Origin of the sequence: Nitratireductor aquibiodomus (genome assembly GCF_900105565.1) — a bacterium.
GTDB lineage: Bacteria > Pseudomonadota > Alphaproteobacteria > Rhizobiales > Rhizobiaceae > Nitratireductor > Nitratireductor aquibiodomus.
Map to the genome: position 1 here is coordinate 420,800 of NZ_FNSL01000001.1, position 14,953 is coordinate 435,752.

The following is a 14,953-nucleotide window of genomic DNA, read 5'->3' on the forward strand; positions in this document are numbered from 1 at the left end:
CCAGACTGGGTTCTTTCGCCACGTTGAAGCTTGCGCCGAACCGACCCATCATGACAAAGACAGGAAGCGCTGCTGTCGATCAAGACAGAAACAGAGATGGATGGAAAGCCGTGAGCGATCGCAACCGCAGGATACTCGTTGCAGGGACAGGGCCAGCCGGCCTGATCGCCGCGCTGATGCTCGCGCATCACGGCCACGCGGTAACGCTTGTGGGCCCCGTCCCCGAGGGGCGTGACCGGAGGACCGTGGCGCTGATGCGCCCGTCGCTCGACCTGATCGAGCCCCTTGGCATACTTGACCGGCTGCTGCCGGAAACCGCGCCGCTGCGCGCCATGAGGCTTGTGGACGCGACGGGGCGTCTCATCCGCAGCCCGACGGTGACCTTTCATGCAGGCGAGATCGGCGAAGAGTTTTTTGGGCTGAACATCCCCAATGCGCGCCTGACGGAAGAGCTCGCAGAGGCGGCAAGAACCTCGCCCCTGATCGACTGGCACGAAAGCCTTGTAGAGAAATGGGCCTGCGAAAGCGACCGCGTGACCGCAACGCTTAGAAACGGCGAACGCCTTGTGGCGCAGCTTGCGGTGGCCGCCGACGGGCGCGGCTCGCCGGCGCGGGAAGCCGCCGGTATTTCTGCCAAGACCCGAGCCCTTCCCCAGGCCGCCCTGGTGCTCAACTTCAAGCATGCGCGTGAGCACGGCTTTGTATCGACCGAGTTTCACACCCAGAGCGGCCCCTGCACACAGGTCCCCCTCCCCGGAATGCGTTCGAGCCTTGTCTGGGTGCTGAACCCCGAAGATGCCGAGACGATGAACGCACTCGGCGACGAAGAGCTGTCGCGCAGGGTCGAGGAACGGCTTTCGTCGATGCTGGGCCGCGTCACCGTGGAACCCGGCCGCCAGATTTATCCGCTCGGCACGCTGATGCCGTCGCGCTTCGGACAGAACCGGGTGGCGCTTGTCGGTGAGGCGGCGCATGTTTTCCCACCCATCTCGGCACAGGGGCTCAATCTGGGCATTCGGGACGTCGAGGACCTCGTGGCCGTGGCCAGTGCTTTTCCCGACGATCCCGGGTCACCTGCCGCCATGAGCCGCTATCACGCTGCCAGGCGCCCGGATATTCTTGCCCGGAGCAACTCGGTCAACCTTCTGAATGCTTCGCTTCTTTCGGGCTTTCTTCCCGCACAGATTGCCCGCAGCGCCGGGCTCAGTGTCATCGGAAGCATTCCGCCGCTGCGCGCCCTCTTCATGCGCGAAGGCATGCGGCCCGGCAGCGGCTTCTCCGCGCTTCTGCCGTTTAAGGGAAAAGGTCCGGCGGCAGGAGCCCGTTCGTGATGGCGTAGAGGAGCGCTGTTACCGTGCCGACCGACACGAGCGTGGTGATGAGCACGCTTGCCGAAGCGCGCTCCATCCAGACACCGTATTGCTGGCTTATGACAAACACGTTGGTTGCCGTGGGCAGCGAGGCAAGAAGTACGGCTGAAAATACCCAGCTCTCAGAGAAGTTTCCGACCCAGCTCAGCATGACATAGCAGATGGCCGGGTGGAGGATGAGCTTGAGGAAAACGATGGCGCCGACTTCGTGCGGGACACGCTTCAGCGGTCTGAGCGCCAGGCTGACCCCCATGGCGAAGAGCGCACAGGGAGCAGCAGCCGATGCCAGATAGGCAAGCAGCCGCTCAACGGGCAATGGCGGGGCAAAATTGATCGCTGCCGCGGCCACGCCTGCCGCTGTTGCCACAATAAACGGATGGAGCACGATCTTGCGCACCACTTCCAGAGCCAGCCGCCCCGGTTTCTGGCCGCTGCCGCCTGAGATCGCCATCATCATCGGCGCAACCGCAAAGTGGACCATGTTCTCGAAGCAGAAGATCAGCGCCACGGGAACTGCTGCCTCTTCGCCGAAGGCAAGCAGCGCCAAGCCTGGCCCCATATAGCCGATATTGCCGTAGCTGGCGGCAAGCCCCTTGATGGTGCTTTCAGCGATCGAGCTTCGGCTGATCAGAAGCGAACCGGCAAACATGATGGCGAAGACGATATAGGTGGAGGCGACCGCGCCGAAAATATAGCCCCACTCCGTGAGACGCTCGATGGGCGTTTTGGCAAGAAGCTGGAAAAAGAGAGCCGGAAGCGCCACATAAATGACGAACGTGTTCATCCAGCCGAGCGCGTCGGCCGGATGGGGCTTCAGCCGTGCCACCGCATAGCCGATGAAGATCAATCCGAAAAACGGCAGAACAAGTCCTGTGACACCGGTCATGGCCCATCCCTGTCTGGGCCACCGCTCGGTTCGCTCACCCGCAGAGGCAGGTTGAAAACGTTTCGCCCATAGATGGCGGCTAGCCCGCGCATGCCCTGCCCGTCAAGCCTGCGGGATTGAATTGTGGCGGCGGCTGCGCCACATAGGGGCCAGAGGTACAATTATGCAAACTATTGGAACTGCAAAATTTCGCATTGGTCAGGTCGTCCGCCACCGGGTGTTCGACTTTCGTGGCGTGATTTTCGATGTCGATCCCGAATTCAACAACACCGAAGCCTGGTATCAGGCGATCCCGGAAGAAGTGCGTCCGCGCAAGGACCAGCCATTCTACCACCTCCTCGCCGAGAACGAGGAGACGGAATATGTGGCCTATGTCTCGGAGCAGAACCTGATGCCCGATGAATCCGGCGTGCCCGTCCGGCACCCGCAGCTCGCAGAATTCTTCGTGGAGACCGGCGACGGTCACTACGAGCCCCGCGAGCGCATGCATCACTGACTGCTTTTATTGAAGTGCATATGAAAACAGGGCCGCGAAGGCCCTGTTTTTTAATGAGATTCCGAAGGAGAATGAAGACTATTCAGCCTTCTTGGCCTTCTCCTGAGCTTCACGCAGCTTTTCGGTAAACTCTTCGTTGTTCTTGTTCACGAAGTCCTGAAGCTTCTTCTGGCGGTCCTCGATGTCGGACTGCGGCAGCGGGTCGCCGTCATAGGCGTTGGTGAAACCGGACAGCGACATCTTGATCGGGTTCGGCTGGTTCTGGAAATTGACGGAGGTGAGCGTCAGTTCCGAGCCGCGCTTGAAGGAAGCCACGAGCTGATCGGTCAGCGGGGCTTCCGCGATGCAGCGATCCGGCAGGCAGATCGCGTAGTCGATCTTCTGGGTCTGGCCACCGTCGATCTGCAGGCCGATGCCGGGAGGCACCATGCGGCCGGTCGGAACGGTGATCTGGAAGACCTTGCGGTTCACCTTGCCCTTCACTTCGATCAGGCTGACGCCTGTGATCATCTGGCCGGTTTCCGCCACGAGAACGTTCTGCACATTGCAGATATCCACGTTTTCCTGTTTGGTGCAGGCCTTGAACCAGCCCTGCGGCGGCTGCTGCTGTTGCGCGGCGGCAACACCAATTCCGCTTGCGGCCACGCAGGCGGCGCCGGCAAGGGCGAACAGGGTGCGGATTGCTTTCGCGTTCAGGCTTTTCATATGGCTCAGTTCCTCTAAATGCACAGCGCCAGAATATCGATCACTGCGTCACCTGTTGTTAAAATGCGGCGACAGCATGACCCTTGGCCGCGTGTTACACCGCCATGCGGTGCGAATCCAGTCCGTCCGCGCATTTCCCTGGACTTTATGACAGTGTGCGGCAAACATCACACGATCTGCCGGAAGCCCGGAAAAGGTCACACTGTGTGCTAGGCTCCCCGGCGAATCATGGAAACGCGCAATTCCCGGCCAAGGTGTCTCAATGTCTGCAGCCCTAAAACCCCTTTGTTTCGCCCTGTTGGCGAGTGTGATCGCAACAGGTGCGGCTGTCGCGGCGGATGAGCAGCCGAAACATGGCATCGCCATGCACGGTGCACCTGAACTGCCGGCCGGTTTCTCGCATTTCCCCTACGCCAATCCCGAAGCGCCGAAGGGCGGCGACATTACCTATTGCGTCGTGGGGTCCTTTGACAATCTCAATCCCTTCATTCTCAAAAGCATGCGCACCACGGCGCGCGGCGTAATCGACACCATTTTCGGCAATCTGGTGTTTGAATCCCTGATGATGCGCAGTGCCGACGAGCCCTTTTCACTCTACGGCCTGCTGGCAGAAAGCGTGGAGATGGACGAGGCGCGCAGTTATGCGGAATTCAACCTGAATCCGGACGCCAAATGGTCGGATGGAACGGATGTGACGCCGGAAGACGTGATCTTCACCTACGAGGCGTACACGGACAAGGGACGCCCGCCCTACTCCAGCCGCATGGCAAAGATCGAGAAAATCGAGAAAACCGGCGATCGCAGTGTACGCTTCACCTTCAACGACAAGGCGGATCGCGAGTTTCCGCTGATCGTTGCGATGACCCCGATCATCCCGGAACACGCATTCGACATCGAAACCTTCGATCAGACGACGCTCAAACCGGTGATCGGCAGCGGCGCGTATCGTATTTCGGAGGTCGAGCCCGGTCGGCGCATCGTCTTCACCCGAAACGAAGAGTATTGGGGCGAAAACATCCCGTCGAAGCGCGGTTTCGACAATTTCGACAAGGTCACCATCGAGTACTTTCTGAACGCAAATTCGCTTATCGAGGCCTTCAAGAAGGGCATTTGCTCGGTCTATGCAGAATCCGACCCGGTGCGCCGGCAGCGCGGCATCGATTTTCCGGCTGCCCGCGAAGGCAAGGTCGTCAGCGAAACCTTCACCAATGGCATCCCGCCCGCGGTCACGGGCTTTTTCTTCAACACACGCCGCGAAAAATTCGCCGATCCGCAGGTGCGTCGCGCACTTTCCAAGCTCTATGATTTTGGCTGGGTCAACACAAACGTGTTGCGCGGCGAATATGAGCGCACGCTCAGCTACTGGCAGGGATCGCATCTCTCCGCCCTTGGAAAGCCCGCCGACGAGCGCGAGCGCGCGCTTCTGGAACCCTTTGCCGACCGCGTGACGCCGGACGTCATGGACGGGACCTATGGCAAGGCGGAGATGGCCGGGGCGCCCATCGGGCGTGGTGAAATGCGCGAAGCGCTGCAGATGCTTCAGCAGGCCGGCTACAGCCTCGAAGGCAATGCGCTGGTGAATGCCGATGGCGAGGCCGTCACCTTCGAAATCCTCGTGACCTCCGAGGAAGGCGAGAAACTGGCCGCCGTTTTTCAGAGAGTGCTCAAGAAGATCGGCATAGATGTTTCGATCCGCCTGCTGGACGATTCACAGGCCCAGCAGCGCAAACAACGCTACGACTTCGACGTGATCATCGCCTCCGTGGGCTTTTCCGGTTCGCTGTCACCCGGTATCGAGCAGATCAACCGCTGGGGTTCTGAAGCTGCGAAGGCGGAAGGCACGTTCAACCTTTCAGGCGCGGCCGATCCGGCGATCGATGCGATGATCGACGCGATGCTCAATGCGCGGGACATGGACGATTATGCAGCAGCCGTGCGCGCGCTCGACCGGCTTTTGATGTCCGGCGCTTATGTCGTGCCCATGCAGCATGACAGCGACGAATGGGTCGCCTACTGGAGCGATCTGGCGCATCCCGAGAAGACACCGCTTTACGGATACAAGCTGCAGACCTGGTGGCACAACAAAGACGCTGAATAAAGCCTGAGACCATGACTGTTCCTGTTACGATCGACGTCGTTTCCGACGCCGTATGCCCTTGGTGTTATGTGGGGCGCGCACGTCTGAAAAAGGCTTTGGAGGCAGTTCCAGAGATTTCCGTCAATCTGCGCTGGCGACCGTTCCAGCTCGACCCGACCATTCCGCCAGAAGGCAAGAGCCGGCGGGATTATCTCACCGACAAGTTTGGCGATGAAGCCCGTATCCGACAGATGCACGAGCAGCTTGGCACTATCGGAGAGGCCGAGGGGATATCCTTCGATTTCGACGCCATTGCGCTTTCACCCAATACGCTCAACGCACACCGGGTGATCCGCTGGGCGGCAACGGCGGAACCGGGCGTGCAGGATCGCCTCGTCGGCCGCCTTTTCGCGCTTTACTTCGAGGAAGGCGCGGATATCGGGGATGCCACCGTCCTGATCCAGGCCGCAAAAGAGGCAGGGATGGACGCTGCGGTGGTCGAGACGCTGCTTGCGACCGACGCCGACCGGACCGAGGTCGAACAGGAGATCGCGACCGCTCAACAGATGGGTGTCACCGGCGTGCCGTGCTTCCTGCTTGAGGGCAGGTATGCGGTGGTGGGAGCGCAGGAACCGGCAACACTTGCCGATGCCATCCGCCAGGTGGCACAGGCCAAGGCTGACGGCACGCTGGACAACGGCCAGGCGTGACCTCTGAGGCGGGGTAAGACAAGCGGTCGCCGCCCGCCCTGTCAGGCCGCCTTCTTCTGGATCAGTCGCACGAGCTGCGTCATGATGACGGCAGCACCGGCAAGCCGCTTCTCGGGCGTCGGCCAGTCACGGATAAAGACGATGCTCTGGTCGGGCCGGATTTTGGCGAGCGATCCCTGCTCGCCGATGAAGCGAACGAGCCCCACCGGTTCGGGGAATTCCTGATTTCGGAAATGCACCACGGTCCCCTTGGGGCCGGCATCGAGCTTTTCGACATTGGCCCTGCGGCACAGAGCCTTGATGAAGACGATCTTGAGCAGATGCTCCACTTCCTGCGGAAGCGGGCCGAAACGGTCGATGAGTTCGGCGCCGAAAGCATCGATCTCTTCAGGCGTTTCGAGCTCTGCAATGCGGCGGTATAGCCCCAGACGCAACTGCAGATCCGAAACATAGGCTTCCGGAATCATCACCGCCGTGCCGACCGTGATCTGCGGCGACCAGCCAGTGTCTACGGCCTCTTCCGTGCCCTTCAGCTCGGCAACGGCTTCTTCCAGCATCTGCTGGTAGAGTTCATAGCCAACTTCCTTGACGTGACCGGACTGCTCCTCGCCCAGTATGTTGCCGGCACCGCGAATGTCGAGATCGTGGCTTGCAAGCTGGAATCCTGCGCCGAGCGTGTCGAGCGACTGGAGCACTTTAAGGCGCCGTTCGGCCGTGGCGGTCAACGTCCGGTTTGGCGGCAGGGTGAAGAGCGCATAGGCGCGCACCTTCGAGCGGCCCACGCGCCCGCGCAGCTGATAGAGTTGCGCCAGGCCAAACATGTCCGCCCGATGTACGATCAGCGTGTTGGCTGTCGGGATGTCGAGGCCGGACTCGACGATGGTCGTGGACAGAAGCACATCATACTGACCGTCATAGAAGGCGTTCATGATGTCGTCGAGTTCGCCCGGCGCCAATTGCCCGTGCGCTGTCGCAACTTTCAGTTCCGGCACGTGCTCGCTCAGAAACTCCCTGACTTCCGCCAGATCGGAGACCCGCGGGACGACATAAAAGCTCTGCCCGCCGCGATAGCGCTCGCGCAGAAGCGTCTCGCGGATGACGAGTGGATCGACCGGCGAGATGAAGCTTCGCACGGCCATGCGATCCACCGGTGCCGTGGTGATGAGCGACAGCTCGCGCACGCCGGTCAGCGCCAGCTGGAGGGTGCGGGGGATCGGCGTGGCCGACAGTGTCAGCACGTGGATATCCGATTTGAGATCCTTCAGCCGCTCCTTGTGCCTGACGCCAAAATGCTGCTCTTCATCGATGATCAGAAGGCCGAGATTCTTGAAGGTGACGGAGCTACCCAGAAGCGCATGGGTGCCGACCACGATGTCGATCGTGCCATCGGCGATGCCTTTCTTGGTTTCGGCGAGCTCTTTCGAGCCGACCAGACGCGAGGCCTGCCGCACACGCAGGGGCAGACCGGCGAACCGGTCGCGGAAGGTCTTGAAGTGCTGGCGGGCAAGCAGCGTCGTGGGCACGACCACGGCCACCTGCAGCCCCTCCATGGCGGCCACGAATGCCGCACGCAACGCCACCTCCGTCTTGCCGAACCCCACATCGCCGCAGATCAGGCGGTCCATGGGCCGGCCAGAGCCCAGATCGTCGATCACCGCATCAATGGCAGTCTGCTGGTCCTCGGTTTCCTCATAGGGAAAGCGCGCGGCAAACTCGCCATAAAGCCCCTCGGGCGGTGCAAGCTTGACGCCGGGCCGCATCTCGCGTTCGGCGGCAATGCGGATCAGATGGCCCGCCATCTCCAGAAGCTTCTTTTTCAGCTTCGCCTTGCGCGATTGCCAGGCCACACCGCCCAGCTTGTCGAGCATGGTGTCCGGCCCATCCGACCCGTAGCGCGACAGAAGCTCGATGTTTTCGACCGGCAGGAACAGCCGGTCATCGCCGGCATAGCGCAGCTCAAGGCAGTCATGAGGTGCACCCATGGCCTCGATGGTTTTGAGCCCAATGAACCGGCCGATGCCGTGATCGGCGTGAACGACGATGTCTCCGGCTGAAAGGGCTGCCACTTCGGAGATAAAGTCGGACGCCTTTTTGCGCTTCCTGGCGCGCCGCACCAGACGGTCGCCCAGAATGTCCTGTTCGCCGATGACGGCCAGTCTGGCCGTTTCGAACCCGGTTTCCAGCGGCAGAACGCCGATGCCTGCCTGCTGTTCTGGAAGCTTTTCCAGCTCTGCCAGCGTTTCGATACGCGCGACGTTGCCAAGATTGTGCTCGGCCAGGATCTGCGAAAGCCGCTCGGCGGAACCTTCACTCCAGCCCGCGATCAGAACGCGCTTGCCGCTGGCGCGCAGCGCTCCGATATGCCTGACCGCATGATCGAACACATTGGCATTGGGATCGGCCCGCTCCTCGGCAAAATTGCGCCCAGCCTCCGCGCCCGCATGGTGGATGCGGGCCTTGCTCGTCTCCGGCGTTGCAAAGGGAGTGAAATGAATCACACGCCTGTCGCGTGATGCAGCACTCACCTCTTCCCGATCGAGATAAAGCGTTTCCGGCGCGACCGGCTTGTAAGGCACCGCTCCGCCAAGCTCGCTACCCTCCATCTGTGCGCGGCGTGCCTCGTAGTGATCGACGATGAGCGCATGACGCTCACCCAGCGCCTCTTCCGCCAGATGATCGAACACGATCGGAGCCTCGGGAAGATAATCGAGGACGCTGTCGAGCCGCTCATGGAAGAGTGGCAACCAGTGTTCCATGCCCGCAAAACGCCTGCCCTCACTCACGGCCGCATAGAGCGCATCGTCGCGTGAAGGCGCGCCGAAAGTCTCGATATAATTGCGGCGAAACCGGCTGATGACCTCCGGGCTGAGCGTGATCTCGCTCATGGCCTGAAGCGCAATCTCCTTGCGCTGCCCCGTCGTCCTCTGGGTGGCAACGTCGAAGGCACGGATCGATTCGAGCGTGTCGCCGAAGAAATCGAGCCGTAGCGCCTCATCCCAGCCAGGAGCGAAGAGGTCCAGAATTCCGCCGCGCACCGCATATTCGCCCACGTCGCGCACTGTCGAAACGCGTTCGAACCCGCTGGTTTCAAGGCGTGCCGTGAGCGCGGTCAGGTCGACCTGATTGCCCGGACGCGCGAAAAAGCCCTGGGCGCCGATCTGATCTGCCGGCGGCATGCGCTGCAACAGCGCATTGGCGCTCACGATCACCAAAGAACGGTGCGGTTTCCTGCGCAGCTCCGCCATCGCCCCCATCGCGGCGAGCCGCCGCGCGGCCGCATCCCCGCCCGGTGACACGCGGTCATAGGGCAGGCAGTCCCAGGCCGGCAGGTCGAGCACGGGCAATCCCGGATCGACAAAGCGCAGCGTGTCGACCAGCGCAGGCAGACGCTGCCCGTCGCGCAGGATAAAAATCGTCGGGCCATCGGGCGCCACTTCGCGGGCGACGGCTGCCAGTGCAAAAGCCTCGAACCCGTCGGCCACACCATCAACTGTCAGCGCACCGACGCCCTGACGCGGCAGTTTTGGCGAATCCATCAAACTCATCAGCGTTGAACCTCAGCGCCCGTGCGATGCGGTTATGCGCGCCCAGAGAGGCGTGTCGTACTCCGGCGGCACCGCCACCTCGCCCGTCACCCATTTGAAGAGATTCGTGTCCGGAACATCGAGAATGGCCTCAAGCTCGGTCATTTCTTCGTCGCTCAGACGGTCGATCTCAGCATCCGCAAATCCGCCGAGCACCAGATCCATCTCGCGCATGCCGCGCCGCCAGGAACGCACAAGCGCGCGGCGTCGGCGCGGGTCGAGATCGTGGCTGGAACGGGTTGTGCCTGTCATGGGTTTCGCCTTCATGGTCTGCGGCGGTCGGTCGCCCGGGCGGATATAGCGTGTGCATGAGCGTCTGTCAGCCTTGCGTCGCCGAATTTGGGCCTTAATCATGACAGGATGCGCCCTTCCGTTCTCGACCCTCTCTTCGCTCCTGTCACGACGCTCGACGGCGTCGGCGCGAAACTGGCCGACCTCATGGCAAACATCGTTCCCGGCGATGTCGCGGGGCGGGAACTTCGTGTCGGCGATCTTCTCTTCGTGCTTCCGCATTCGCTGATTGACCGGCGAAACCGACCCGGCATTGCCAACGCTGCAGAGGGAACAATCGTTACGCTCGACCTGACGGTCGGACGTCACCACCCTTCTCCGCCCGGCCGCAGGAACGTGCCCTACCGTGTCTTCGCCTTCGACGAAACTGGCGAGATCGCCCTCACCTTCTTCCACGCCCGCGCGCCGTGGATCGAAAAAATCCTTCCGGAAGGCGAGCAGGTTCTGGTGAGCGGACGGATGGAATGGTTCAACGGACGCGCATCCATGGTGCATCCCGATTTCGTCGTTCCGGTGGCAGAGGCGCACACACTGCCGACGCTCGAGCCGGTTTACCCACTGACGGCCGGTCTCTCGGCAAAAGTCCTGCGCCGGGCAATTGCACAATCGCTGGAGCGCCTCCCCGACCTGCCGGAATGGCAGGATGAGAGCTTTCTCTCCCGCAACCGGATGCCGGCTTTCAGCGAGGCGCTGAACAGGCTGCATGATCCGGACGCACCGGAGGACGTCCAGCCTGAAAATCCCTACTGGCGGCGCATCGCCTATGACGAATTCCTTGCCGGACAGCTTTCGCTGGCACTGGTGCGTGCGAAGGTCAAGCGCCTCTCAGGTCGTCCGCTAGCGGGTGATGGGCGTTTCGAAGCGAAAATCCGGGCTGCCCTTCCCTATCAACTGACGCGATCACAGGAAGAGGCCGTGCAGGACATCCACGCGGATCTGGCGAGCCCGGAGCGAATGGTTCGCCTGCTTCAGGGCGATGTGGGCGCGGGCAAGACAGTGGTGGCACTTCTTGCCATGGCACGCGCGGCGGAAGCGGGCGGACAATCGGCTCTCATGGCGCCGACGGAAATCCTCGCCCGCCAGCACGCGGCAACAATCGCACCGCTGGCCGAATCTGCCGGGCTACGGATCGCGGTTCTGACCGGTCGTGAAAAAGGCAGGGAACGCCAGCGCATTCTCGATGAAATCGCATCGGGCGCGGTCGATTTTGTGATCGGGACCCACGCACTTTTCCAGGAAACGGTCCAGTTCCGCGATCTCGCCTTTGCAGTCGTGGACGAGCAGCATCGTTTCGGCGTGCATCAGCGGCTGGCCATGACCGCAAAGGGCAATGCGCCGGACATGCTCGTCATGACGGCAACCCCGATCCCGCGCACGCTCGTGCTCTCGGCGTTTGGCGACATGGATGTCTCGCGCCTGACTGAAAAGCCCGCGGGGCGACAGCCAATCCGCACCGTGACACTGCCGGTGGAGCGTCTCCCGCAACTGGTCGACCGGCTCAGGAAAGCGCTTTCAGAGGACCAGAAGGTTTACTGGATCTGCCCGCTCGTCGAGGAATCGGAAGAACTTGAGCTGATGTCGGCCGAAGACCGCCACGCTGCGCTGCAGAAAGTCTTCGGGAACGCCGTCGGGCTCATTCACGGACGCATGAAAGCCGCCGACAAGGACGAGGCGATGCGCGCCTTCAAGACCGGCGAAACACGCATTCTGGTCGGCACGACGGTGGTCGAGGTGGGCGTCGATGTGCCGGACGCGACGATCATTGTCATAGAACATGCCGAGCGCTTCGGCCTCGCCCAGCTTCACCAGCTGCGCGGGCGCGTGGGCCGTGGCGCCCTCGCCTCTTCCTGCGTGCTTGTCTACAAGGGGCCGCTCGGGGAAACGGCCACGCGGCGGCTTGAGGTGATGCGCGACACAGAGGACGGGTTCGTAATCGCGGAGGAAGACCTGAAACTGCGCGGTGAAGGCGATCTTCTGGGCACCAAGCAGTCCGGAACGCCCGGGTTCCGCGTCGCACGGATCGAGGCCCATGTGGACCTGCTGCAGGCCGCCCGTGACGATGCACGGCTTGTCCTGTCACGCGATCCCGAACTCCAGTCCCCGCGCGGCGAGGCACTGCGGTTGCTGCTCTATTTGTTCGGACGCGACGAGGCCATCCGCTTGCTGCGTGCCGGCTGAGAACCGGTTTCCTTTGCTTCGTCAGCGAGAGCGGCGGTCCTTGCGTGATACTCCGGGGCGACAAGACCCGCCGATATGACGAGTTTTGCCCCCTCCTCAACGGTCATCTTGAGCTCGATCACATCCTTCTTGGGAACGAAGAGCAGATAACCGGAGGTCGGGTTCGGCGTGGTCGGCAGAAACACGGCGATGGTCTGCCCAGCATCGTCGTCGATCTTCGCCTGAACCTCGCCCCGCGTTTCCGTGGCGATAAACACCAAAGCCCACAGTCCCTTGCGCGGATACTCGATCAGTCCGACCTTCTTGAAGGTGTCGGACCGTTCCGAAAGCACGGTCTCAAGAATCTGCTTCAAGCCACGGTAGACACTGCGTACGAGCGGCATGCGCCCGAGAACGTTTTCGCCTGTGGCAAGAATGGTGCGCCCGATGAAGTTGGCGGTCAGAAACCCGATCAGCGTGATCATGATCAGCGCGACGATCAAGCCGAACCCGGGAACTGCGAACGGCAGGTAATTGTCCGGATTGTAGCGGGACGGGATGTAGGGTTTGACCCAGGAATCGACCCAGCCGATCATCGACCAGGCGAGATAGGCCGTGATCGCCAGCGGCGCGGTGACAATGAAGCCCGTAAGGAAGTAGTTGCGCAGGCGAGTCATCATGATGTGGAAACGGGCCTCGAATATGATGGATTGACGAAAAACAGCCCGGTGGACACTACGCCACCAGGCTGAACAATAGAATAGGAATTCGGGCCGCTATATGACAGTCCCTCTTTCGCTATTCGACCGTAACCGATTTCGCCAGATTGCGCGGCTGATCAACATCCGTGCCCATGATGACCGCCGTATGATAGGCCAGCATCTGGACTGGCAGCGCGTAGATGATCGGCGCAACGAACTCGGGAACGTCCGGCAGGACCACCGTCTCCAGCGTGTCGAGCGTTGCGTTTTTCGCGCCCTTCTCGTCCGTGATCAGAATGATCCGCCCGCCACGGGCGGCGACTTCCTGCATATTCGAGACGGTTTTCTCAAAAATGCGGTCATGCGGGGCGATCACGATCACCGGCATCTGCTCATCGATGAGCGCGATGGGGCCGTGCTTCAGTTCGCCAGCCGCGTAGCCTTCGGCATGAATGTAGGAAATTTCCTTGAGCTTCAGCGCGCCTTCCAGTGCCAGCGGATAGTTCGTATCCCGCCCAAGATAGAGGACGTGCCGCACATGGGAGAGTTCGCGGGCGACCTTCTCGATGCCCGAACTCAGCTTGAGCGCCTGCGACGCGAAACGCGGGGCTTCCGACAGCTGACGCACAAGCGACTGCTCTTCCTCCGCGGAAATCGTGCCGCGCGCCTTTGCCGCCCTGAGCGTCAGTGCAGCGAGAACGCTGAGCTGGCAGGTGAACGCCTTTGTGGAGGCAACGCCGATTTCGGGGCCGGCCAGTGTGGGGAAGATACCGTCGCTCTCGCGGGCAATGGTCGATTCGCGCACATTGACGATGGCGGAGATCGGAACGCCTTCGCCACGACAATAGCGCAGCGAGGCGAGCGTATCGGCGGTTTCGCCGGACTGCGAGATGAACAGTGCGGCACTGTTCTTCGGCAGCGGCATTTCACGGTACCGGAACTCGGAAGCGATATCGATATCCACCGGCAGACGTGCATAGCGCTCAAGCCAGTATTTTCCGATCAGCCCCGCAAGGTAGGCCGTGCCACAGGCCGAAATCGCCAGACGCTCGATCTTTCCGAAGTCGAACGGCAGGTCGAAGTCTGCGACCGTGCCTTCGGCAAAGTTCAGATAGTGGGCGAGTGTATGGGAAATCACCTCCGGCTGTTCATGGATTTCCTTTTCCATAAAGTGCCGGTGATTGCCCTTGTCGACGAGAAGGCTGGTGCCGACCGACTGCTGACGCGCCCGTTCGACGGGTTGGCCGTCCATGCCGAAAATCTCCACGCCGCCACGGCGCACCACCACCCAGTCACCATCCTCCAGATAGGTGATGGCGTTGGTGAAAGGCGCCAGTGCAATGGCGTCGGAGCCGAGATACATCTCCCCTTCGCCGTGACCGACAGCGAGCGGCGGGCCGTTTCGGGCACCGATGATCATGTCTTCGTCGCCCCGGAACATGATTGCCAGGGCGAATGCACCGCGCAGACGCTTCAGCGCCGCAAATGCCGCAGCCTGCGGCGCATCCCCGTTCTTCAGCCCGCTCGCAACCAGATGTGCGATCACTTCCGTGTCGGTCTGGGACGAGAACGCAACACCATCCGCTTTCAGTTCGTCACGAAGCTCTGCAAAGTTCTCGATGATACCGTTATGAACGACAGCGACATCCTGGGCGAAATGGGGGTGCGCATTGGTCTCGTTGGGAACACCGTGCGTCGCCCAGCGTGTGTGACCGATGCCGATCGTCCCACCAAGCGGCTCCTCGCCAAGCCTCTTCTCGAGATTGACGAGTTTGCCCTCCGCGCGACGACGGTCGAGCTTGCCCAGATCCAGTGTGGCAACACCGGCGGAATCGTATCCGCGATACTCCAGCCGCTTCAGTGCATCGACGATGAGCGGTGCCACCGGCGTCTGTCCGACAATGCCTACGATTCCACACATATGGCTGTCTCAGCCTCCCACCAAATGATCAAACCCCGATTCACGCGATTGTTCT

The 14,953-nt window shown here is 61.6% G+C and carries 11 protein-coding genes; 5 read left to right on the plus strand and 6 right to left on the minus strand.

The features are described 5' to 3' along the window. The first annotated feature begins 110 nt into the window (after positions 1-110). Positions 111-1,331 carry a UbiH/UbiF family hydroxylase gene (locus BLW55_RS02005; RefSeq protein ID WP_090326387.1) on the plus strand — a complete coding sequence of 407 codons (1,221 nt, stop codon included), beginning with the start codon at positions 111-113 and terminating at the stop codon, positions 1,329-1,331. Here the strand turns inward: BLW55_RS02005 and BLW55_RS02010 are convergent. Then, entirely contained in the window at positions 1,294-2,256 is a 963-nt protein-coding gene (locus BLW55_RS02010; RefSeq protein WP_090326389.1) for an AEC family transporter, read from the minus strand. The two genes, BLW55_RS02005 and BLW55_RS02010, sit on opposite strands and share 38 nt — an antisense overlap. A 163-nt stretch (positions 2,257-2,419) precedes the next feature. Here BLW55_RS02010 and hspQ point away from each other — a divergent pair, with 163 nt between their 5' ends. After that, positions 2,420-2,752 carry a heat shock protein HspQ gene (gene hspQ / locus BLW55_RS02015; RefSeq protein ID WP_007009885.1) on the plus strand — a complete coding sequence of 111 codons (333 nt, stop codon included), beginning with the start codon at positions 2,420-2,422 and terminating at the stop codon, positions 2,750-2,752. A 78-nt stretch (positions 2,753-2,830) separates the two neighbouring features. On the opposite strand, the gene BLW55_RS02020 is transcribed toward hspQ, so the two are convergent. Next, the gene (locus tag BLW55_RS02020; protein ID WP_090326392.1) at positions 2,831-3,457 is read right to left on the minus strand and encodes an invasion associated locus B family protein; all 627 of its coding nucleotides are present in this window, start codon (positions 3,455-3,457) and stop codon (positions 2,831-2,833) included. Positions 3,458-3,719: 262 nt separating this feature from the next. On the opposite strand from BLW55_RS02020, the gene BLW55_RS02025 reads away from it, so the two are divergent. Continuing rightward, positions 3,720-5,555 carry an extracellular solute-binding protein gene (locus tag BLW55_RS02025; RefSeq protein ID WP_177175004.1) on the plus strand — a complete coding sequence of 612 codons (1,836 nt, stop codon included), beginning with the start codon at positions 3,720-3,722 and terminating at the stop codon, positions 5,553-5,555. A gap of 11 nt (positions 5,556-5,566) precedes the next feature. Then, entirely contained in the window at positions 5,567-6,244 is a 678-nt protein-coding gene (locus BLW55_RS02030) for a DsbA family oxidoreductase (RefSeq protein WP_090326395.1), read from the plus strand. A gap of 41 nt (positions 6,245-6,285) precedes the next feature. On the opposite strand, the gene mfd is transcribed toward BLW55_RS02030, so the two are convergent. Together mfd and BLW55_RS02040 are read right to left on the minus strand one after the other, a co-directional pair. After that, on the minus strand, positions 6,286-9,789 hold the full coding sequence (gene mfd, locus BLW55_RS02035; RefSeq protein ID WP_090326397.1) for a transcription-repair coupling factor: 3,504 nt from the start codon (positions 9,787-9,789) through the stop codon (positions 6,286-6,288). A gap of 12 nt (positions 9,790-9,801) precedes the next feature. Further along, positions 9,802-10,080 carry an FAD assembly factor SdhE gene (locus BLW55_RS02040; protein ID WP_090329860.1) on the minus strand — a complete coding sequence of 93 codons (279 nt, stop codon included), beginning with the start codon at positions 10,078-10,080 and terminating at the stop codon, positions 9,802-9,804. Between the two features lie 108 nt (positions 10,081-10,188). Here BLW55_RS02040 and recG point away from each other — a divergent pair, with 108 nt between their 5' ends. After that, complete coding sequence (gene recG / locus BLW55_RS02045) at positions 10,189-12,297, plus strand: ATP-dependent DNA helicase RecG (protein ID WP_090326399.1); 2,109 nt, start codon at positions 10,189-10,191, stop codon at positions 12,295-12,297. On the opposite strand, the gene BLW55_RS02050 is transcribed toward recG, so the two are convergent. Both BLW55_RS02050 and glmS read right to left on the minus strand, forming a co-directional pair. Continuing rightward, entirely contained in the window at positions 12,249-12,953 is a 705-nt protein-coding gene (locus BLW55_RS02050) for a DUF502 domain-containing protein (protein ID WP_090329861.1), read from the minus strand. The two genes, recG and BLW55_RS02050, sit on opposite strands and share 49 nt — an antisense overlap. A 121-nt stretch (positions 12,954-13,074) precedes the next feature. Continuing rightward, entirely contained in the window at positions 13,075-14,898 is a 1,824-nt protein-coding gene (glmS, locus tag BLW55_RS02055; protein ID WP_090326401.1) for a glutamine--fructose-6-phosphate transaminase (isomerizing), read from the minus strand. Positions 14,899-14,953 lie beyond the last annotated feature (55 nt).